A 20,345-nucleotide genomic window follows, 5' to 3' on the forward strand; every position below is an offset into this window, starting at 1 on the left:
AATATTTCTAAATACTATCAAAAAGGAGGAAGACATACACGATGGCGTTTGCGGAAACCTTCAAGGCACTTTCGGATCCTGTGCGGAGAGAAATCCTGCAGCTTCTGAAAAACGGGAAAATGTCAGCCGGTGAGATCGGAGGACATTTTGACATGACAGGTGCAACCATATCCTATCATCTGAAAATTTTGAAGAAAGCAGATCTTGTGTGGGAGACGAAGGTGAAGAATTTCGTGTATTACGAACTGAATACCACAGTAGTGGAGGAACTGCTTTTGTGGCTCAGTGATCTGAAAGGAGGAAATAGTGATGAAAGATGAAGAAAAGAAAGAATTTCTGAAAGAGTATAAAATGTCCCTGATCTCCGGAAGTATCCTTACGATCTCGCCGTCACTGGCAGGAATCCTTCTGTGGAACCGTCTGCCGGAGAAGATCGCCACACATTTTGACCAGCATAATCTGGCCAACGGCTGGAGCAGCAAGCCTGTGGCAGTTTTTGGGATCCCGTTTCTGCTTCTGCTGGTTCATCTGTTCTGTGTTTTTTTTACAGCCAATGATCCAAAGAGAAAAAATATCAACAAGCGCATTTTTACCATGATCCTGTGGCTGGTTCCGGTGGTATCTGTGATCACCTGCATGTCAATCTATGGCCTTGCTCTGGGAATGGACATTGATATGGGAATGATCGTGAACATCATGGTTGGTATCATGTTTATCATTCTCGGAAATTATATCCACAAGGTGAAACAGAATTACACGGTGGGAATGAAGCTTCCCTGGACGTTAAACAGCGAGGAGAACTGGAACCGTACCAACCGTATGGCTGGCTGGGTGCTGATCCTGTCAGGAGTGCTTTTTCTTATGAATTCGCTGCTTCTGAAAACGGAAATTGTTTTGGCGGTAATTTTTGTGGTCATCCTTGTGCCAATGATCTATTCATTTATTCTTTATAAAAAGGGAATCTGAGAAAATAAATTCAGACCGTCACTGTCAGGAAAAGGCAGTGGCGGCTTCTTTTTTACCAAAAAATAATGTTCAAACAAAACGGTACGTGATATGATAATGTCATACAAAAGCATTTTCTCGAACACTATAAACCGACAGCAGACAGGAGGGATCACTATGACAGAATTAAGCCGTTTTCAAAAAGATGTGGAAGTTGCTGCCAATGCTCTTGAAATGCGGGCAGAGAACGAGGATGCCAAAGAAGAGGCCATTCATCTTTACCGGAAATTCGGAAGTACCAAGCAGGAGCCGCTGCGGCTGGCAGTTGCCCTGCGGGGATATTTTCTGGAGGAAGGTGTGGAGGAAGAGGAACGCGCGCATTATGGAGCATATCTTAAGAAAAGGATCCGTCCGGCTGTGGAACGTCTGATCCTGGAAGATGACTGGGAAAAGATCGAGAAGCTTTATGAAAACGAATGGTTTGGGGAACAGGAACTGGAAGTGTTCCTGAAACTGGCCGAAGAGTGGAGGAGACCTGCGGCGCTGATGGGACTTCTCCATTTGAAAAAAGCAAATTATGGATTTAAAGAGAAAAAATTCGAGTTGTGATTTTTTTCAGGAAATCAGAAAAGGAGGCATTCAGTGGACCGGAGGCAGGAAGAGCTTGGAATACATATCCTGGAAAACATAAGGAACGAGCTGTACTACTATTTTCCATATCTGGACGGTGCTTTTGCCTGTATTTCCGGGAAGGGCTCAGAGCAGACCGGAACCATTGGAACAGATGGAGCTTTCTTCCTTTTTTTCCCGGAATATCTGCTGGAGCTTTATGTAAAAAGGCCGGAGGCAGTACGAAGAGGTTATCTGCACATGCTGCTGCACTGCCTGTATCTGCATCTTTTTCGGGAAGATCAGGAGGACAGACGCTTATGGAACCTGGCCTGTGATATTGCAGTAGAACAGATCATTTCCAGGGAAAAGATTCCGATTCTGGAGACAGGCGGCGATGCGAAAAAAATCCGTGAAAAGGTTTTTCATATTCTGGGAGACAGGTCGGATTCCGCAGAAAAGATATGCCGAAAGCTGAAGGAACAGGCTTTTCCGTTCCACCTGGAAGAACTGGAAGAAGCCTTTCATTTTGACGATCACACCTTGTGGGACACCTGCACAGGAGAAAAAGGAAAAAGAACAAAGGAAAAATGGAACAAGCTTCTTTCTTATACTGCCGCTAACCGTCAGGATCACCGGAAACGGCGGGGAAGCCAGAAAGGGGACCAGAAGGAAGAAACAGGAACGGTAAGATCAGGAAGGTACGATTACAAAAAATTTCTCCGTCAGTTTTCTGTGCTGCGGGAAGAGGTGGAACTGGATACGGAAAGCTTTGATTATATTTTTTATAATTACGGGATGGAGCATTATGGAAATCTTCCGCTGATCGAGCCGCTGGAATATAAGGAAGTGAACCGTCTGGAGGAGCTGGTGATCGCCATTGATACTTCCGGTTCCTGTGATGGAGAGACTGTGCGGAGATTCCTTGGAGAAACGTATTCCATTCTCAGTGAAAAAGAGAATTTTTTCCATAAAATGAAGGTGTACCTGATCCAGTGTGACTGCTGTATCCAGGATGTTAAGGTGATCTATTCCGAGGAAGAATGGAAGGAATACAGCAAAAATATCATCATACAGGGCCGGGGCGGAACGGATTTCCGGCCGGTGTTCCGGTATGTGAAGGAACAGCAGGAGAAAAAAGAAATCCGCAGTCTTAAGGCGCTGATCTATTTTACAGACGGGGACGGGATATATCCCGGAAGCAAACCGGATTATGAAACGGCCTTTGTATTTTTGCATAAAACAGAAAAAATGGAGCTTGTTCCGCCCTGGGCGATCCGGCTTGTGGCAGAGCAGGAAGGAGTGCGTTACAGAACATGAATATAAAAGAGGCAAAAGAAGAGATCAAACATACCTTACTGGCTTACAACCGGAAGGATGCAGCCGGGCGCTATACATTTCCCAGACTCCGGCAGCGTCCTATCCTGCTTATGGGACCTCCCGGAATCGGAAAAACAGCGATTATGGAGCAGGTGGCAGAGGAATGCGGGGCAGGTCTGGTAGCCTATACTATCACCCACCATACAAGACAGAGTGCGGTAGGACTGCCAAGGATCGTGACCCGGTGCTACAATGGAAAAGAGATCAGCATCACAGAGTATACTTTAAGTGAGATCATTGCTTCTGTGTATGATTGTATGGAACGTACCGGGAAGAAGGAGGGAATCCTTTTTATTGATGAGATCAACTGTGTCTCCGAGACACTTGCACCCACTATGCTGCAGTTCCTTCAGAACAAGACCTTCGGAAGTCACAGCGTGCCAGAAGGATGGCTGATCGCGGCAGCAGGAAATCCTCCGGAATATAATAAATCGGTCCGGGAGTTTGATATTGTAACACTGGACCGTGTGCGGAGGATGGATATCGAGGCAGATCTTGAGGTGTGGATGGAGTATGCCTGGAAAAAGGAGATCCACGGATCGATCCTGGCTTATCTCGGCATGAAAAAGGATCATTTTTATTCTGTGGAGAATACAGTGGACGGGAAATTCTTCGTGACAGCAAGAGGCTGGGAAGACCTGTCTGAGATCCTGAAGGCTTATGAGGAACTGGGCGTGGAGATCACGGAGAATCTGGTCGGGGAGTATTTATGCAGAGATGAGATCGCAAGAAGCTTTTTTGCCAGCTATCAGCTGTACCGGAAGTACGGAGAGGACTATGGCCTGGAACGCCTGCTTTCCGGAGAGATGCCGGAGGAAGAGCAGCAGAAAAAGGTAAAAATGGCGAAGGATGCTTCTTTTGAGGAACGCTTCCTTGTGACAGGGCTTCTGCTTGACGGCCTGAACGGAAGTTTTCTGACCTATGAGAAGATGGATGGTGAGACAGGTGCTGTTTATCAGGAACTTCTGCATCTGAAAGCTTTTCTCCAGGATAAAAAGGACATGACGGCGCTGGATGAATTTACAGATATGAAGAAGAAAAGTCTGGCTGTCCGTCTGGAGGCGGAGCTTCTTACCGCAGATCAGCAGACTACGGAAGAGCTTGTGATCCGCACTCTGGAAGAATTCAGCCTTACCATCCGCAAGGAGCATATCACAGAAACAGAGGCTGGCTTTGAACGGATCCGGCAGCTTTTTACGGAAATGACGGGGAAGAGAAAGGCCTGTGCGAAAAAGATCACCGGGGAGCTGGAACAGGCATTTGCATTTATGGAGGAATGCTTCGGGGACGGACAGGAAACGGTGCTTTTTGTTACCGGATTGACCCGGAACACCCATGCGGCGGCCTTTATCCGGGAGTATGGCTGTGATCCTTATTTTGCCTGCAGTGAGAAGCTTCTTTACCGGAAACAGGAGAAAAAGCTTCAGGAGGAATGTGCGTCACTATTAGAAATATGAATGATTCCTTAACGAATACTTATGACTGAAAGGGGCCTGACATCTTGACAGGAGGGCTTGTGAGGTGATACGGTAACGGTGTCGAAAACAAAAATCAAATAACCGAATGATGAGGTGTGAGAACATGCAGGAATTAAAACCAATCAAAGAAGGTAAAGTACGTGAGATTTATGACAATGGAGACAGTCTGATCATGGTTGCAACAGACCGTATCAGCTGCTTTGACGTAATTCTGAATAACGAAGTTACAAAGAAAGGTGCTGTACTGACCCAGATGTCCAAATTCTGGTTTGACATGACTGAGGACATTCTTCCGAACCACATGATCTCTGTAGATACCAAGGATATGCCGGAGTTTTTCCAGCAGGAGAAATTCAAAGGAAAATCCATGATGTGCCGTAAACTGAACATGCTGCCGATCGAGTGTATCGTACGTGGATACATCACAGGAAGCGGCTGGGCAAGCTACAAAGAGAACGGCACTGTATGCGGCATCAAGCTTCCGGAAGGCCTGAAGGAATCCGACAAGCTGCCTGAGCCGATCTACACACCATCTACCAAGGCTGAGATCGGTGATCACGATGAGAATATTTCTTTTGAGCAGAGTATCGATCATCTTGAGAAATACTTCCCGGGAAAAGGACGCGAGTATGCAGAAAAGCTTCGTGACAACACCATTGCTCTTTACAAAAAATGTGCAGAGTATGCACTCAGCAAGGGAATCATCATTGCAGATACAAAATTCGAGTTTGGTCTTGATGAGGACGGAAACATGGTCATCGGTGATGAGATGCTGACACCGGACAGCTCCCGTTTCTGGCCGGCAGAAGGCTATGAACCAGGACATGGTCAGCCATCCTTTGATAAACAGTTTGCACGTGACTGGCTGAAAGCCAATCCGGACAACGACTGGACACTTCCACAGGAGATCGTTGACAAGACTATTGAGAAATATCTCCAGGCATACAAAATGCTTACAGGAAAAGAACTGGCCTGAAAAATAACAGCAGCTCTGAAATAGAATATACCTTACAAGCCGCTTCGGATGCCCATTCCGAGGCGGCTTCTTTCTGTATAAAACAGGACAAAAACAAAACGGTTGCAAGAAAACGGAGGGATATTTATAATAAATACAGAAACCAGATGATCCTGACAGATTTAAAGGAGTGTGATTATGAGCAGGAAAAACAAGGTGAAAAAGAAAAAAACAGTTGGAGATCATATTCTGACGATCGTTCTGATCGTGGCAATCTGTATTTTCTGTTATGCAGCTTTTAACCTTTATCATATTTATACAGAATATAAAAAAGGAACCGATGAATATAACAGCATTTCCGAAATGGCAGTGACAGAACGTGATCCGGACCAGGTGGAAGAGATAGATCAGCCGGATGAACAGCCTGTAGCACCTGTGAGCATTGATTTTGATTCTCTCAGGAGTATCAATGAGGATGTGATCGGCTGGATTTATATGGAAGCATTGCCTGAGATCAGTTATCCGGTGGTACAGGGAGAGGATAATAATTTTTATCTGCACCAGACATATGAGAAAAATTATAATTTTGCGGGAACGATCTTTATTGATTATGAGAACAAAAGAGATTTCAGCGATTGTAATACCCTGGTGTACGGACACAACATGAAGAATGGTTCCATGTTTGGAATGCTGAAAAAGTACAGAGCTGATGAGACGCTTTATAATACCAGCAAATATTTCTGGATCCTCACACCGGAAAAAGATTACCGGTATGAGATCATCGCAGCGTATACGACTTCTGTAAACAGCGATACGTATACCTTATTTAAAGGACCTGGCAAAGAGTTTCTGGAATATGAGAAAAAAATGTTCCAGAATTCGGAGATCAGAACAGATGCCACTGCAAGTGAAGCCAATGTGAAGGATAAGATCGTTACATTATCAACCTGTACCGGCAATCAGGCAACACGTTTTGTGGTACAGGGAAAAAGAGTGAATGCGGTGAACCCACAGTAGAGCTTTTGCGGATAAGTTTGGGAGGAAATGATATGGGAAATGAGATAGAAAAATTACAAAAGATCATTGATGAGAGCAGAAATATTGTATTTTTCGGCGGTGCAGGTGTTTCAACAGAAAGCGGGATCCCGGATTTTCGAAGCCAGGACGGACTGTATAACCAGAAATATGATTACCCGCCGGAGACGATCTTAAGCCATACATTTTTTATGCGAAAACCTGAGGAATTCTTTAAATTTTACAGAGATAAGATGCTTTGTGATACTGCAAAACCGAATGCGGCACATCTTAAGCTGGCGGAGATGGAGCAAACAGGAAAGCTGAAGGCTGTGATCACTCAGAATATCGATAATCTTCACCAGATGGCAGGAAGTAAAAAGGTCCTGGAGCTTCACGGAAGCGTTTACCGAAATCATTGTATGAAATGCGGGAAATTCTATGATTTTAAATATATGAAGGAATCGAAAGGTGTTCCGCGGTGCAGTTGCGGCGGCATGATCAAGCCGGATGTGGTCCTTTATGAGGAAGGGCTGGATGACTATACGATCCAGGAATCAGTAAGAGTGATCTCAGAGGCGGAGGTGCTGATCATTGGGGGAACTTCTCTGGCGGTATATCCGGCAGCAGGCCTGATCGATTATTTCCGGGGAAATCATCTGGTGGTGATCAACAAGGCACCGACACCGAGGGATAAATATGCGGATCTTCTTATTAAAGAACCGATCGGGCAGGTGTTTTCTCAGATAAGAGTCTGAAAATATGGGAACCTGGGATGATCTGCAAAAATAAAAATGAGGAGTATCAAATGGGATTAAATTATGAAGTTGGAGATATTGTCACACTGAAGAAGGCTCATCCCTGTGGCAGTAAAGAATGGGAGATCCTTCGCGTAGGAGCGGATTTCCGCCTGAAATGCAAGGGCTGCGGACATCAGATCATGGTGGCACGTAAGCTGGTTGAGAAAAATACACGAGATTTGAAAAAAATTGAAAAAAATTAAATTTATGCTTTACATCACGGGAGAGATGTGCTAGAATCAACAATCGTGATATATTTCATATCCTTGCTCTTTGACAGGCAAAGGGCCAAAAGACCATAAGGAGGTTAAGACAAGCATGAACAAGTACGAGTTAGCATTAGTTGTGAGCGCTAAGCTTGAGGACGAAGCACGTGACGCTGTAGTTGAGAAAGCAAAAGGCTACATCACACGTTACAACGGCGTGATCACAGAAGTTGAAGAATGGGGTAAGAAGAAATTAGCTTACGAGATTCAGAAAATGCATGAAGGCTTCTACTATTTTATTCAGTTTGAAGCAGATTCTCAGTGCCCGGCGGAGATCGAGAGACATGTCCGCATCATGGACAATGTATTAAGATACCTGGTTGTCAAGAAAGAGGCATAATTTTTGCAGCGGATTTTTCGAAAACACCATTAAGAACCTGTTCAGTTAAGTGAAATCATAAGAGAGGTAGAACGATGAACAAAGTAATATTAATGGGACGCTTGACAAGAGATCCTGAGGTAAGATATTCCGCAGGAGAAAATGCCCTGGCAATCGCCAGATATACACTGGCAGTTGATCGCAGATTCCGTCGTGACGGAGAGGCAAGTGCTGATTTTATCAGCTGTGTTTCTTTCGGACGTACAGCAGAATTTGCGGAAAAGTATTTCAGACAGGGACTGAAAATTGCAGTTACGGGACGTATCCAGACAGGAAGCTATACGAACCGTGAGGGACAGAAGGTTTATACGACAGAGGTTGTTGTTGAGGATCAGGAATTTGCTGAGAGCAAAGCATCAAGCGACAGCTATGCAGCAGCTCATCCGAGAACAGAGGCAGCACCTGCAACGTCTATGCCGAGTCCGAGCGCAGCAAGCGCCGACGGCTTCATGAACATTCCAGATGGAATTGATGAGGAGCTGCCGTTCAATTAGAACATCTGATCAAGACAGATGAGACGAATAAGATAGGAGGAAACAATCATGGCTTACAATAGAGGCGAGAGACCAGATTCTCCGATGAAGAGAAGAGGCGGACGCAGAAGAAAAAAAGTTTGTGTATTCTGCGGTAAAGAGAATAACGAGATCGATTACAAGGATGTAGCAAAGTTAAGAAAGTATGTTTCCGAGAGAGGTAAAATTCTCCCGAGAAGAATTACAGGTAACTGTGCGAAACATCAGAGAGCACTGACAGTTGCTGTTAAGAGAGCACGTCATATGTCCCTGATGCCATACGTTCAGGACTAATTCTGATCTTATACGGGGTCGTTGCGAAACAGATGAGCAGTCATCTGGAGGCAGCGGCCCTGTTTTTTTTATGAGGAAAACAGATTTTATCATTGCTATGGAATTATAATAAGGAATCTGGTATAATGTTAAATAACTTGTGGGTTAAATTACATTAAGAACAGGAAAAAGCAATGAACAACAAAGTTAAATTCAAGGGGCCTATGAAACACTTCATGCGCTGGCCGCTGTACCTTTCGGTCCTGGTCGTGCTGCTGGACCTGCTGGTGTTTATTGTAAGTGTAAAGGCCGGAATTCTGGTGTCTGTAGGTACTGTGATCTATATTTTTATCGCAGTACAGCTTTTTCGATATCACAAACCGCTGATCATCAATGATATGATCGCATTTGCCAATCAGTATGATGTGGTAGAAAAGCGGATGCTGGAAGAACTGGCGCTTCCTTATGCCATTATGGATATGGAAGGCCGCATGATCTGGTCCAACCGTATTTTTTCAGAGATCACGGGGAGAGATCAGTTTTATAAAAAAAATATCAGCACAGTTTTCCCGGATATTACTCCGGACAAGCTTCCTGTAGCCGATGAACCGGAAATTTCCGAGATGAGTATACATTTCGGGGATCGGATCTATCGGGTTTCCATGCAGCGGGTGACTATGGGTGAAGTAGTCAGCCATGCGGATATTCTGGAGAATATGTCCCAGAATGTCAGTCTGATCGCCATGTATCTTTATGATGAAACAGAGCTTAAGGAATACATCCAGAAAAATGAGGATAACAAGCTTGTTGTAGCACTGGCTTATCTGGATAATTATGAAGAAGCACTGGAGAGCGTGGAGGATGTGAGAAGATCTCTGCTTATCGCACTGATCGACCGAAAGATCACCAAGTATTTTTCCAACTTTGACGGCCTTGTGAAGAAACTGGAGAAAGATAAATATCTTCTGATCATGCGCCAGAGTTCACTGGAAACACTAAAGGAACAGCGTTTTCATATCCTGGATGAGGTTAAGACGGTTAACATCGGAAATGAAATGGCTGTGACATTAAGTATCGGAATCGGTCTGAATGCTTCTACGTATATCCAGAATTATGAATATGCCAGAATTGCCATTGAGATGGCACTGGGCCGTGGCGGTGATCAGGTAGTGATCAAAAATGAAAATAATATTACCTACATTGGCGGCAAGGCACAGCAGATGGAGAAATCAACCCGAGTGAAGGCACGAGTGAAGGCTCAGGCTCTGAAGGAATTTATGAGCACCAAGGATCGAGTGGTGGTTATGGGACACAAGATCACAGATGTGGATGCTCTGGGAGCTGGGATCGGTATTTACCGTGCCGGTAAGACTCTTGGTAAGCCGGTGCATATTGTGATCAATGATCCGACCACATCCATTCGGCCGCTGATGAGTGGATTTATGGAGAATCCGGATTATGAGCCGTCCATGTTTGTGGACAGTAATCAGGCCAAAGAACTGGTGGATAACAATACGGTAGTAATTGTGGTGGATACCAACAAGCCAAGCTATACCGAATGCCAGGATCTTCTCTATATGACAAAGACCATTGTGGTATTGGATCATCACCGCCGTGGCAGCGAGGTGATCCAGAATGCAGTTCTGTCCTATGTGGAGCCATATGCATCCTCAAGCTGCGAGATGATCGCAGAGATCCTGCAGTATTTTGCAGACGGGCTGAAGCTTCGAAGTATTGAGGCGGACTGTATTTATGCGGGTATCATGATCGATACCAACAACTTTACAACAAGAGCGGGTGTGCGTACCTTTGAGGCAGCAGCATTCCTGCGCAGATGCGGAGCAGATGTGACACGTGTACGTAAGATGCTCCGGGATAATATTGATTCCTATAAGGCGAGAGCGGAGGCAGTTCGTACTGCGGAGATCTACAGAGATTATTTTGCCATTGCAAGATGTCCGAGTGAAGGTTTGGAAAGTCCTACCGTTGTAGGAGCACAGGCGGCCAATGAGCTGCTCAATATCGCAGGAGTCAAGGCATCTTTTGTTCTTACCAGCTATAATAATGAGGTTTACATCAGTGCCAGAGCCATTGATGAAGTGAATGTACAGGTCATGATGGAACGGATGGGCGGCGGCGGACATCTGAATATTGCCGGTGCACAGGTGAAAGACACCATGGATGAGACCGAAAGAATGCTGAAAGAAATTATAGACCAGTTATATCAGGAAGGGGACAAATAGAAATGAAAGTAATTCTTCTGGAAGATGTTAAATCCCTGGGTAAAAAGGGACAGATCGTAAATGTAAGTGACGGATATGCAAGAAACATGATCCTGCCAAAAAAGCTTGGTGTTGAAGCTACATCCAAGAATCTCAATGACCTGAAACTCCGTAAAGCAAATGAAGAAAAGGTTGCACAGGAAAACCTGGACGCTGCCAAGGCATTTGCAGAGGAGCTTTCCACAAAGGAGGTTATCCTTACTCTGAAGGTAGGTGAAGGCGGAAGAACATTCGGTTCTGTATCCTCAAAAGAAATCTCAGAGGCAGCCAAAAAACAGCTGAATCTTGATATCGATAAGAAAAAGCTCCAGCTGGAGAATCCAATCCGTAACCTGGGTGTTACCAATGTTCCGGTACGACTTCATCCGAAGGTAACCGGAAGTCTCAAAGTCTGGGTAAAAGAGGCGTAATCAATGGAAGAAGCACTGATCAAGAGGATTCTGCCTCACAGCATTGAGGCAGAGCAGTCAGTGATCGGATCCATGATCCTGGATCGTGATGCGATCCTGGTGGCTTCCGAGATCCTGACCAGTGATGATTTTTATCAAAAACAATATGGCATCATTTTTGATGCCATGGTGGAGCTCTGTAATGAAGGACAGCCGGTAGATCTGATCACTCTGCAGAATCGTCTCAAGGAGAAAGAGCTTCCGCCGGACATCAGCAGTATGGAATATGTCCGTGATCTGATCGCAGCAGTTCCTACATCAGCCAATGTGAAATACTATGCCAATATCGTAAGCGAAAAGGCAGTTCTCCGTCGGCTGATACGGACTACGGAAGAAGTTGCCAATGCCTGTTATCTGGAAAAGGACAGTACGGAAACCATACTTGAGGAATCCGAGAAAAAGCTGTTTAATATTTTGCAGAGAACAAATGGCAGCGATTATGTGCCGATCCAGCAGGTTGTGTTGAATGCAGTCAGCAATATTGAGAAGGCTTCCAAGCTGAAGGGCTCCGTTACCGGGATTCCGACCGGATTTGTGGATCTGGATTATAAGACTTCCGGTATGCACGCGTCTGATCTTGTACTGATCGCAGCTCGACCTTCCATGGGAAAAACTGCCTTTGTATTGAATATTGCCCAGTATATGGCGTTTCGTAAAGATGTGACCGTGGCTATTTTCAGTCTGGAGATGTCCAAGGAGCAGTTGGTAAACCGTCTTCTTGCTATGGAATCTCACGTGGATTCCCAGAATCTCCGTACCGGAAATCTGAAAGATGAGGACTGGACGAAGCTGGTAGAAGGAGCGGATATTATCGGTGGCTCCAATCTTATTATTGATGATACACCTGGAATCTCCATTGCGGAGCTTCGTTCCAAATGCAGAAAATATAAGCTTGAGCATAATCTGGGGATCATCATGATCGATTATCTTCAGCTGATGAGCGGAAGCGGAAAATCGGATTCCAGACAGCAGGAAATTTCAGATATTTCACGATCGCTGAAAGCGTTGGCAAGAGAGATCGATGTACCGGTAATTGCGTTATCACAGCTTAGCCGTGCAGTGGAACAGAGACCGGATCACAGGCCGATGCTTTCGGATCTTCGAGAGTCCGGAGCTATTGAGCAGGATGCGGATGTGGTCATGTTTATCTATCGAGATGATTATTATCACAAAGATACCGAGAAGAAAGACATTGCGGAAATTATCATAGCCAAGCAGAGAAACGGTCCTATCGGAACTGTGGAGCTGGTATGGCTGCCGAGATATACCCAGTTTGTAAATATGAAAAAATAGAGCCGTGCAGACGGTAAATGAAAGGCTGTCAGGATGAAAGCTTATAGTTATCCTGGTGGCCTTTTGTATTTTTGTCTGTGTGATCGTGGAGTTCGGGATGCTATGGATATAGGCAAAGAGTCATATTTGGTAAAATTATGTCAACCGATTATTCTTGCTATTTCCTGATCTCAGGGGTTATACTGTAGACAGCAGCAGTGAATCTCTATATAAGGGGGCGTTCACAATGGAAAAAAGATATACAGTCAGACAGGCCGTAACACTGACCGGAGTGAAATCTTATGTCCTGCGTTACTGGGAGGAAGAACTAGAGCTTCGGATCGGACGCAATGAACTGGGACATCGCTATTATACACCGTTTGATATCCAGCTTTTTCTTAAAATAAATGAGCTGAAAAGTAAAGGACTTCAGTTGAAAGCAATCCGTACACTGATCCCACCGGAGGCAAGAAAGGCAGATACACCGGATTTTTCAGAATCTGGTATCAGGATCCTGGATGGAGAAGCTGTTGAGCTTGAAGATATCCCAATGAAAAAAACGGGATCTGAAAAGGAGTTCATGGAAAAAGCGGAATCCGGGAATACAGAGAAGTGCGGAGCAGATAACGATAAGATACTGGAGTTTCAGGAAATCATGGAACGCCTGATCCGTGAGGAAATGCAGAGAAAGAAAGAAGGAGAGTACCGGTGTCGTTCTCTGGATGAAGCGATCCGCAGGCAGCAGCAGGCAAGAAGAGAAGCGGCAGCTTCCTGTGAGGGAAAAAAGAATAAAAAAAACAGAAAAGGCTGCCGGTAAACCGGCAGCCTCACTCATTATAGCAGCTTATCAAGCTAATGATGCATTACTCAGCAGAGATAGCACCAACTGGACAGGCCTCAGCGCATGTTCCGCAGTCAACACAAGCGTCTGCGTCGATTACATAATGCTCGTCTCCCTGAGAAATAGCCTCGTTCGGGCACTCACCCTCACATGTTCCACAGCTAACGCACTCGTCAGAAATTACATATGCCATAATTGATATCCTCCTTTTAAATTGTGTATTATATGTATCCCCTACCAGGGATTCTATTCCCATTCTAATATATCTGCATAAAGAATACAAGTATAAATTTATAAACAAAACTGAAAATTCGTAACCCGTTGATTCCATTCCGGATTCGTATTATAATAGCAGAACGGAATGAAAATATTTCGATAAAACAGTAAAGGAGAATACAATCATGGTAAAAGTTACAAAGAGCATGCTGATCGGAGAACTGCTCACTGTAGACCCGAATATCGCACCGATCCTGATGAGAGCAGGAATGCATTGTCTTGGCTGCCCGTCTTCACAGATGGAATCTCTGGAAGAAGCAGCAATGGTCCATGGCCTGGACGCAGATGTCCTCGTAGCTCAGATCAATGATTTTCTTGGTGAGTAATAAACAGAAGCTTTTTTGCTGAAACAAAAGGACCGCTGTCGGGAAATGCAGATCATATGGATCGCATTCCGACAGCGGTTTGTTTGTCTGTAGGATATTTGGTTTGTCAGATATTCAGAAGCTTCTGAAGTGCATGATCAGCGATCAGTGCACAGTGCTCTCTGAGGTAGGCTTCACCGGCTGGTGTGAATGCGCGGCCGATGCCATACTCGGAAAGGATATTGCAGACCTTGTTAAATTCTTCAGGTGTACAGTCTGACTGATGAAGTACCAGCTGATAGACACCGTCTTCTCCTTCACGATAGAGAGTATTATCACCGGTAAAGAAACCATTCATACCATGAGATGCGGCAATAACATCATCCAGCCCCGGGAAAGAGTACAGGCGTATAAGCTTTACAGAACTCTCAGCCGGCTGCTGTGATGCATCCGGAGTTTCTGTTGCCTGAGAGGCGGAAGTTTCCGCCCTTTTTTCTTCCGGTTTCTGTGAAAGATCCTTAAGCTTGGATTCACAGAGCTTCTGGAAGATATCGATGATATTGTCAGCGCCATCGATCTCTACGGTATCGGAAGGTTTGTTGCCCTTGAAGGGTGCAAATTTGGAAAAACGTGTATCCAGTTCTTCAGGATCTTCCACTTTAGTGATAATGAGGATAATACTTTCGGCATTGACAGGAATAGCCTCGATCATCAGAGGAATATTATCTGCTTCAAAACCAAATTGTATCTGTGCCTGCTGCATCATATCACGAAAGAGACGTTTGGCTTTTTCGGTACCGTATGCAAGTTCGCTGATACGGATCTGATGACTGTCCAGATCTTCTTTCGTCAGGGTACAGCGGATCTGATTTTCATTGATTTTTTCTATTTTCATATGATCACATCCTATAGGTAAATAAATTTAATCTTTTACATACTGTATTATATAACAGTTATACACAAGATGTAAAGATGTAGAAACCGGAGAAAAAAGAAAATTTCTGATTCTTTTATAAAAGACTTGCATCTGAAGGGAAATCAGGTATAATGAAAAGCAGAAAAGCTGTCTCCTCCCGGAAACAAGAAGACAGTAACGATAACTTAAAGTCATATTTTTCTGAAGATAAGGATTCTGTGTGAAATTCATCGGCGAGTCTGTCGGTACACAGAGAAATTTCCCCCATTTTATTATTTATATTTTATTACAAGTATCATCCTAACAGGGAAGTTGCAGCTTTTCGAGAACCATTGCTGGTGTTTTCTGAAAATCTAACCAGGAAAGGAGGTCGGGATACGCCAAATATATCACAGGAAAAAAAGAAATCCGCAAAACCCCTTCGAAGGGAGCTGGAGCTTTATCGTGAGAACGGAGTTTCTCTTTATCTCAATGGAGCACCAAGCACTCCGAAAAAAATCGCAAAAGCCTGTCAGATTGCGGAAAACGGGGTCTATATGCGGGATTATACGGAAGATGAAGACGGCCATATCGCCTGTGTAAGCTTTGATCTTATTCGCAAAGAATGACCGTACATAAGAAAAAACGGTTCCCCGGATAACGATCATCCCCTGCACTCATGCATACCATACGGGGAACCGAAATTCTAAAGAAATTGTGAAAAATTATTAAAAGTCGATTTTTATAACGAAATGTAGACAAGATATGTTATAATAAAACAAATTATGACATTTTATACCGAAAGGAAAAAAACATGATAAAAAAACACATACCGGTCCTTGTGGTAGGTCTGCTGATCGTTCTGGTCGCTCTTGCCGGAGGGGCTGTTTACGGGATCAATAAGCTTATACCAAGCAGGAAACAGATGGATCTGACAGAATACTATGGCCAGAATGCAGACGGTGAGGCTGCGTTGATACTTGGAACTGAGAAACTGGAAGAGAAGGCACTTATCTCAGGAGAAGATGTATATCTTCCGCTGGATGTAGTGAACGGATATTTGAATCAGAGATATTACTGGGATAGCGAAAACAAGAAGATACTGTATGCAACACCATCCAGTCTCACGGAGGAACCGGCTTCAGATAAGGCAGACGGAAACGTGTGGCTGAAGGATGACACGGTTTATCTGAAACTGGATTATGTAAAAAAGTATACAGATATCGATTCTTATATAGAGCAGGATCCTGCAAGGGTTGCGATACAGTACAAATTTACCAATGTGGAGACCGTGACCACGAAGAAAGATACCGTGATCCGTTACCGGGGCGGGATCAAGGCGCCGATCCTTTCCAAACTGGCGAAGAATACAGTTCTCCGGCTGATGAATGAAGGAGAGGACTGGGATCAGGTGGCAACCGATGACGGTTACATCGGTTATATTCAGAAGAAAAAAGTAAGTGCTGTGGATACAACGGATTATGAAAGGGATTTTAAAACAGAGTCCTATACATATCTTACCATGGATGAGCCGGTGAACCTAGCATGGCACCAGGTTACCAGCACAGATGCAAACAGCTATTTCGCAGATGCGGTACAGAATATGACAGGCGTGAATGTGATCTCTCCAACCTGGTTTTCTGTAACAGATAACTCCGGAAATATTTCAAGTCTTGCATCTGGGGAGTATGTGATGCAGGCACATGAAAAAGGACTGAAGGTATGGGGACTGGTGGATAATTTTAATGAGAACATGAGTACCACAGAAGTTCTTTCAAAAACCAGTTCAAGGCAGAATCTGGAGAATCAGCTGATCACTTATGCACTGAAAGCAGGAATGGATGGAATCAATGTTGATTTTGAATCTTTGAGCGAAGGAGTAGGAATCCATTTCCTTCAGTTTTTAAGAGAGCTTTCTATCCAGTGTCACGCCAATAATTTGGTACTGTCTGTAGATAATCCGGTTCCGGAAGATTTTACCAGTCATTATGACCGTGCGGAGCAGGGCAAGGTTGTGGATTATGTGATCATTATGGGCTATGATGAGCATTACGTAGGCTCCGATGCCGGTTCTGTGGCATCTCTGCTATGGGTAGAACAGGGGGTTAAGGATACGCTTTCAGAAGTAGCGGCTCAACGGACGATCCTTGCGATTCCGTTCTACACAAGGCTCTGGAAGACTACAGATGGCGGTGCACTGACAAGTGAGGCCATCGGTATGGATCAGGCACAGCAGACGATCAGTGATAACGGAGCAGAAACATACTGGGACAAGAAGACAAGTCAGAATTATGGAACCTATGAAGGGGACGGTGCCACATACCAGATCTGGCTGGAGGACTCTAAGTCTATTGCGGAAAAGGTTAAACTGATCAAAAAATACAAACTGGCAGGTGTGGCAGAGTGGAAGCTTGGATTCGAGAACAGCGGGATCTGGAGCGTGATCACAGAAAACCTGTCATAAACAGAAGAAAACATTGTGATCTTCACAATGCTAAAAACACTCCCGGCAACATATATTAAAATAAATATGCCGGGGGTGTTTTGTGTTGAAAAAACATTTCATAGAATTGGCAATGGCAGTTCTTATGCTGGTCTGTTTTTATATTCTGTCATGGGAAGCGGCAGAAACTGCAGGCAGACTTATAGATGTATCTGGAAATATAAAAGCAGATCAGGTGATCCTGGTGGATGCCGGTCATGGCGGTGTGGATTCCGGAATGGTGGGAATCGGTGGACTGAAGGAAAAAGGAATCAATCTGGATATTGCCATGAAGCTAAAAACGATCCTGGAAAAAAAAGGCCTTGCCGTAGTAATGACCCGGGAAGAAGATAAAGGTCTTTATGAAAATGGTACAAAAAATATGAAAGCACAGGATCTGCAGAATCGTATTGAACAGATCCGGAAATATGAACCGGTGCTTTCTGTGAGTATCCATCAGAACAGCTACAGTGATCCCGGAGTAAAAGGTCCGCAGGTATTTTATTATGAGGATTCGGAAGGCGGAAAAGAACTGGCACTTGCGATCCAGGAAAACATGAATCGGAAGCTTTCCATTGCACGGCCGCGGGTGGCAAAAGAAAACAGAACCTATTATCTTCTGAAGAGAAGTCCGGGTGTGATCAATATCGTAGAATGTGGATTTCTTACAAATCCGGAGGAAGCTGCCCTGCTTCAGACAGAGAAGTATCAGAGAAAGGTAGCAGAGGCTGTGGCTGATGGAATCGTTACATATCTGAAAAAACAGAAGGAAAACGAAAATAATTGAAAAAAATGTGAATAGCCTTTTCATAGGAAGGTGATTCTGCTATACTTTACGTGAATTAAGGAGAATCCTATGCTTGGAATCATTTATCTTATATTATGTATGTTAACAGGAATGGAAATGGCAGGATGTCTGTTTCCGCGTCAAACAACTGAAAGAGGAAACAGGATATGGGTGGTCCTGCCGGCAGCGTTTGGGATGGGAATCCTGATGCTGACCTGGGCAGTCTATATTCTTTCCTGGATGTTCAGCATATGCGCGGGGGCAGAGCATCCTCTTTTTTATGGAAATCTGATCGTATTTCTGGTAGATATCCTGCTGCTTTCGGGAATCTTCCGGTGGAAAAAGAAAAAACAGCAAAAAATGTTTGTGATATCCGAACGGATGATCAGCAGAAAATGGATCCTGAAAAAAGAGCTTCTGCTTTTGGGCATTTTGACGGTTTTTGTGACATGGATGATGTTTTACGTTTTCCATATGAAAGACGGCATTCTGTACTCCGGCTTTTCGGTATACGGAGATTATGCACCCCATACGGCAATGATGCGATCTTTTTCAAGGGGAAATAATTTTCCTACCCAGTATCCGCATTATGGCGGGCAGGATGTGAAATATCATTTTATGTTCCAGTTCCTTGTGGGAAATCTGGAGTATCTGGGCCTTCGTCTTGATCTGGGATATAATCTGGTAAGCATCCTGTCTCTGGCGGGATTTCTTATGGTGCTTTACGGGATCAGCTACCGGATGTTCAAAAGCTTCTGGGCAGGGGCAGCTGCTATTGTTTTCTTTTTTTTCCGCAGCGGAACAGCGTTCTGGCGTTATCTGTGGGAACATCTTCAGGCGGGGGACCTTGTACGGACTCTGGAAGAAAATACGGCGTTTATCGGTTATACTACCAATGAAAACTGGGGATTATGGAATTTCAATGTATATCTGAACCAGCGTCATCTGGCTTTCGGCCTTCTGATGGCAGCTGTAGCGATATGGACCTTTATGGATTGGGTGGAAGCCGGATGCAGTCACAAGGAGCAGGGATTTTTGTGGGTCCGTAATCGCTTTTTTACAAAAAAAGCCTGGATCTGCAGAAATGTGGATACGGCGATCCTTCTGGGGCTGTTTTTGGGATTAACTGCCTTCTGGAACGGGGCTGCGCTGATCGGCGGCCTTCTGATCCTTGCCGGACTGGCAGTGTTTTCTGACGGTAAGCTGGATTATGTGATCTGTGCCGGATTGGCGGTGCTTTTTTCGGAACTGCAGTCGAAGATCTTTGTGTCGGGAAGTGTTATGAGTCCATCCTTTTACTGGGGCTTTCTGGCAGACAATAAAAGCATTTCCGGTGTACTCTGGTATCTGGTGGAGATCAGTGGATTTTTCTTTGTGGGAATGATCGTGGCAGCAGTATTTCTGAAGAGAGGTCAGCGGGCAGTGCTGATGGGCTGTTTGCTTCCAATGGCATTTGCATTTCTGGTATCTCTGACTCCGGACATCAATGTCAATCATAAATATGTGATGATTTCCTATGCCTTTGTGACAGTTTTCTGGGGCTGGATCGTAAGATGTGTTTTCCTTGCAGGGAAAAACAGCTGGAAGAAATGGGCCGGTCGCGCAGCGGCAGCGGTCCTTTGTATCTGTCTTAGTGCAACGGGAATCTATGATTACGTGATCATCTTAAGAGACAATGATTCCGCACACAGGATGACTGTAAATATGGAAAGCAGCCTGACGGACTGGCTCAGTGCAAATCTTAAGAAAAATGATCTTCTGCTGACACCGGAATATACCATGAACGAGGTCACTATGTCCGGTGTCATGCTGTATTGCGGATGGCCTTATTATGCATGGTCTGCAGGGTACGATACGGGCTATCGTGCCGGCCAGGCAGTGCTCATGTATACCACGGATGATCCGGAGCTACTGAAAGCTACCGTAAAACAGGAAAAGATCACATATATCCTGTTTGAGGAGGATATGGAATTTGAACAGCAGGAATGTCGTGAGGATATCATCAGGGAGACATATCCACTGGTGTATACCTCAGAGGATGGGAGAATAAGAATCTATGAAACATGACAGCTTATATATCATTATGCCGGCATATAATGAAGAAAAAAATATCGGGACCGTGATCGAGCAATGGTATCCGGTAGT

General features: G+C 44.6%; 23 protein-coding genes. 21 read left to right on the forward strand and 2 right to left on the reverse strand.

The annotated features are described in order from the left end of the window. The first annotated feature begins 41 nt into the window (after nt 1-41). From CCC70_RS03910 to CCC70_RS03985, 16 genes are all read left to right on the forward strand, one after another. Entirely contained in the window at nt 42-320 is a 279-nt protein-coding gene (locus tag CCC70_RS03910; protein ID WP_021977088.1) for an autorepressor SdpR family transcription factor, read from the forward strand. After that, nucleotides 310-966, forward strand: coding sequence for an SdpI family protein (locus CCC70_RS03915; protein WP_287084310.1), 657 nt, complete (start codon nt 310-312; stop codon nt 964-966). Before CCC70_RS03910 ends, CCC70_RS03915 begins: the two co-directional genes overlap by 11 nt. A gap of 156 nt (nt 967-1,122) precedes the next feature. Next, nucleotides 1,123-1,554 (forward strand): hypothetical protein, encoded by a 432-nt coding sequence (locus CCC70_RS03920; RefSeq protein WP_118626141.1) that lies wholly within the window; start codon nt 1,123-1,125, stop codon nt 1,552-1,554. A 33-nt stretch (nt 1,555-1,587) separates the two neighbouring features. Then, nucleotides 1,588-2,874: a vWA domain-containing protein gene (locus CCC70_RS03925; protein ID WP_287084311.1), complete on the forward strand. Its 1,287-nt coding sequence runs from the start codon at nt 1,588-1,590 to the stop codon at nt 2,872-2,874. After that, the gene (locus tag CCC70_RS03930) at nt 2,871-4,391 is read left to right on the forward strand and encodes an ATP-binding protein (protein ID WP_287084312.1); all 1,521 of its coding nucleotides are present in this window, start codon (nt 2,871-2,873) and stop codon (nt 4,389-4,391) included. Before CCC70_RS03925 ends, CCC70_RS03930 begins: the two co-directional genes overlap by 4 nt. A 124-nt stretch (nt 4,392-4,515) precedes the next feature. Beyond that, nucleotides 4,516-5,388: a phosphoribosylaminoimidazolesuccinocarboxamide synthase gene (locus CCC70_RS03935; protein ID WP_287084313.1), complete on the forward strand. Its 873-nt coding sequence runs from the start codon at nt 4,516-4,518 to the stop codon at nt 5,386-5,388. 177 nt (nt 5,389-5,565) lie between these two features. Further along, on the forward strand, nt 5,566-6,384 hold the full coding sequence (srtB, locus tag CCC70_RS03940; RefSeq protein ID WP_021651401.1) for a class B sortase: 819 nt from the start codon (nt 5,566-5,568) through the stop codon (nt 6,382-6,384). Nucleotides 6,385-6,416: 32 nt separating this feature from the next. Next, nucleotides 6,417-7,139, forward strand: a complete 723-nt coding sequence (locus CCC70_RS03945) for an NAD-dependent protein deacylase (RefSeq protein ID WP_110103217.1) — start codon at nt 6,417-6,419, stop codon at nt 7,137-7,139. A 50-nt stretch (nt 7,140-7,189) separates the two neighbouring features. Next, nucleotides 7,190-7,384, forward strand: coding sequence for a DUF951 domain-containing protein (locus CCC70_RS03950; RefSeq protein WP_022426426.1), 195 nt, complete (start codon nt 7,190-7,192; stop codon nt 7,382-7,384). A 115-nt stretch (nt 7,385-7,499) separates the two neighbouring features. Beyond that, a complete protein-coding gene (rpsF, locus tag CCC70_RS03955) occupies nt 7,500-7,787 on the forward strand; it encodes a 30S ribosomal protein S6 (protein WP_015527189.1) in 288 nt (95 codons plus the stop codon). 74 nt (nt 7,788-7,861) lie between these two features. Then, on the forward strand, nt 7,862-8,320 hold the full coding sequence (locus CCC70_RS03960) for a single-stranded DNA-binding protein (protein WP_015527188.1): 459 nt from the start codon (nt 7,862-7,864) through the stop codon (nt 8,318-8,320). Nucleotides 8,321-8,368: 48 nt separating this feature from the next. Next, nucleotides 8,369-8,632 carry a 30S ribosomal protein S18 gene (gene rpsR / locus CCC70_RS03965; protein WP_021651398.1) on the forward strand — a complete coding sequence of 88 codons (264 nt, stop codon included), beginning with the start codon at nt 8,369-8,371 and terminating at the stop codon, nt 8,630-8,632. Nucleotides 8,633-8,805: 173 nt separating this feature from the next. Then, nucleotides 8,806-10,854 carry a DHH family phosphoesterase gene (locus CCC70_RS03970; protein WP_022426425.1) on the forward strand — a complete coding sequence of 683 codons (2,049 nt, stop codon included), beginning with the start codon at nt 8,806-8,808 and terminating at the stop codon, nt 10,852-10,854. A 2-nt stretch (nt 10,855-10,856) separates the two neighbouring features. After that, the gene (gene rplI, locus CCC70_RS03975) at nt 10,857-11,303 is read left to right on the forward strand and encodes a 50S ribosomal protein L9 (protein ID WP_015527184.1); all 447 of its coding nucleotides are present in this window, start codon (nt 10,857-10,859) and stop codon (nt 11,301-11,303) included. Between the two features lie 3 nt (nt 11,304-11,306). Further along, entirely contained in the window at nt 11,307-12,635 is a 1,329-nt protein-coding gene (gene dnaB, locus CCC70_RS03980) for a replicative DNA helicase (RefSeq protein WP_015527183.1), read from the forward strand. 226 nt (nt 12,636-12,861) lie between these two features. Continuing rightward, complete coding sequence (locus CCC70_RS03985; RefSeq protein ID WP_270390213.1) at nt 12,862-13,431, forward strand: MerR family transcriptional regulator; 570 nt, start codon at nt 12,862-12,864, stop codon at nt 13,429-13,431. 46 nt (nt 13,432-13,477) lie between these two features. Here CCC70_RS03985 and CCC70_RS03990 read toward each other — a convergent pair whose 3' ends face one another. Continuing rightward, the gene (locus CCC70_RS03990; RefSeq protein WP_015527180.1) at nt 13,478-13,648 is read right to left on the reverse strand and encodes a DUF362 domain-containing protein; all 171 of its coding nucleotides are present in this window, start codon (nt 13,646-13,648) and stop codon (nt 13,478-13,480) included. Between the two features lie 208 nt (nt 13,649-13,856). Here CCC70_RS03990 and CCC70_RS03995 point away from each other — a divergent pair, with 208 nt between their 5' ends. Next, nucleotides 13,857-14,057 carry a DUF1858 domain-containing protein gene (locus tag CCC70_RS03995; RefSeq protein ID WP_278603655.1) on the forward strand — a complete coding sequence of 67 codons (201 nt, stop codon included), beginning with the start codon at nt 13,857-13,859 and terminating at the stop codon, nt 14,055-14,057. A 106-nt stretch (nt 14,058-14,163) separates the two neighbouring features. On the opposite strand, the gene CCC70_RS04000 is transcribed toward CCC70_RS03995, so the two are convergent. After that, a complete protein-coding gene (locus CCC70_RS04000; RefSeq protein WP_021651393.1) occupies nt 14,164-14,931 on the reverse strand; it encodes an adaptor protein MecA in 768 nt (255 codons plus the stop codon). A gap of 359 nt (nt 14,932-15,290) precedes the next feature. Here CCC70_RS04000 and CCC70_RS04005 point away from each other — a divergent pair, with 359 nt between their 5' ends. The 4 genes from CCC70_RS04005 to CCC70_RS04020 all read left to right on the forward strand — a co-directional run bounded on the left by CCC70_RS04005 (nt 15,291) and on the right by CCC70_RS04020 (nt 20,267). Further along, nucleotides 15,291-15,560 carry a hypothetical protein gene (locus tag CCC70_RS04005; protein ID WP_021651392.1) on the forward strand — a complete coding sequence of 90 codons (270 nt, stop codon included), beginning with the start codon at nt 15,291-15,293 and terminating at the stop codon, nt 15,558-15,560. A 185-nt stretch (nt 15,561-15,745) separates the two neighbouring features. Next, entirely contained in the window at nt 15,746-17,395 is a 1,650-nt protein-coding gene (locus tag CCC70_RS04010; protein WP_278603654.1) for a glycosyl hydrolase family 18 protein, read from the forward strand. Between the two features lie 82 nt (nt 17,396-17,477). Further along, nucleotides 17,478-18,200, forward strand: coding sequence for an N-acetylmuramoyl-L-alanine amidase (locus tag CCC70_RS04015; RefSeq protein ID WP_243121575.1), 723 nt, complete (start codon nt 17,478-17,480; stop codon nt 18,198-18,200). 69 nt (nt 18,201-18,269) lie between these two features. Continuing rightward, on the forward strand, nt 18,270-20,267 hold the full coding sequence (locus CCC70_RS04020) for a hypothetical protein (RefSeq protein WP_278603653.1): 1,998 nt from the start codon (nt 18,270-18,272) through the stop codon (nt 20,265-20,267). The last annotated feature ends 78 nt before the right edge of the window (nt 20,268-20,345 follow it).

Origin of the sequence: Blautia sp. LMAG:89, assembly GCF_008679485.1 — a bacterium.
In the GTDB taxonomy this organism is placed as follows: Bacteria; Bacillota; Clostridia; order Lachnospirales; family Lachnospiraceae; genus Blautia_A; species Blautia_A fusiformis.

Coding starts and splice junctions, on each gene's coding strand:
- rpsR (WP_021651398.1), top strand. CDS start 8,369: ATGGCTTACAATAGAGGCGAGAGACCAGATTCTCCGATGAAGAGAAGA.
- CCC70_RS03910 (WP_021977088.1), top strand. CDS start 42: ATGGCGTTTGCGGAAACCTTCAAGGCACTTTCGGATCCTGTGCGGAGA.
- srtB (WP_021651401.1), top strand. CDS start 5,566: ATGAGCAGGAAAAACAAGGTGAAAAAGAAAAAAACAGTTGGAGATCAT.
- CCC70_RS03950 (WP_022426426.1), top strand. CDS start 7,190: ATGGGATTAAATTATGAAGTTGGAGATATTGTCACACTGAAGAAGGCT.
- rplI (WP_015527184.1), top strand. CDS start 10,857: ATGAAAGTAATTCTTCTGGAAGATGTTAAATCCCTGGGTAAAAAGGGA.
- CCC70_RS04020 (WP_278603653.1), top strand. CDS start 18,270: ATGCTTGGAATCATTTATCTTATATTATGTATGTTAACAGGAATGGAA.
- CCC70_RS03915 (WP_287084310.1), top strand. CDS start 310: ATGAAAGATGAAGAAAAGAAAGAATTTCTGAAAGAGTATAAAATGTCC.
- CCC70_RS03960 (WP_015527188.1), top strand. CDS start 7,862: ATGAACAAAGTAATATTAATGGGACGCTTGACAAGAGATCCTGAGGTA.
- CCC70_RS04000 (WP_021651393.1), bottom strand. CDS start 14,931: ATGAAAATAGAAAAAATCAATGAAAATCAGATCCGCTGTACCCTGACG.
- CCC70_RS03935 (WP_287084313.1), top strand. CDS start 4,516: ATGCAGGAATTAAAACCAATCAAAGAAGGTAAAGTACGTGAGATTTAT.
- dnaB (WP_015527183.1), top strand. CDS start 11,307: ATGGAAGAAGCACTGATCAAGAGGATTCTGCCTCACAGCATTGAGGCA.
- CCC70_RS03995 (WP_278603655.1), top strand. CDS start 13,857: ATGGTAAAAGTTACAAAGAGCATGCTGATCGGAGAACTGCTCACTGTA.
- CCC70_RS03985 (WP_270390213.1), top strand. CDS start 12,862: ATGGAAAAAAGATATACAGTCAGACAGGCCGTAACACTGACCGGAGTG.
- rpsF (WP_015527189.1), top strand. CDS start 7,500: ATGAACAAGTACGAGTTAGCATTAGTTGTGAGCGCTAAGCTTGAGGAC.
- CCC70_RS04010 (WP_278603654.1), top strand. CDS start 15,746: ATGATAAAAAAACACATACCGGTCCTTGTGGTAGGTCTGCTGATCGTT.
- CCC70_RS03920 (WP_118626141.1), top strand. CDS start 1,123: ATGACAGAATTAAGCCGTTTTCAAAAAGATGTGGAAGTTGCTGCCAAT.
- CCC70_RS03930 (WP_287084312.1), top strand. CDS start 2,871: ATGAATATAAAAGAGGCAAAAGAAGAGATCAAACATACCTTACTGGCT.
- CCC70_RS03970 (WP_022426425.1), top strand. CDS start 8,806: ATGAACAACAAAGTTAAATTCAAGGGGCCTATGAAACACTTCATGCGC.
- CCC70_RS03990 (WP_015527180.1), bottom strand. CDS start 13,648: ATGGCATATGTAATTTCTGACGAGTGCGTTAGCTGTGGAACATGTGAG.
- CCC70_RS03945 (WP_110103217.1), top strand. CDS start 6,417: ATGGGAAATGAGATAGAAAAATTACAAAAGATCATTGATGAGAGCAGA.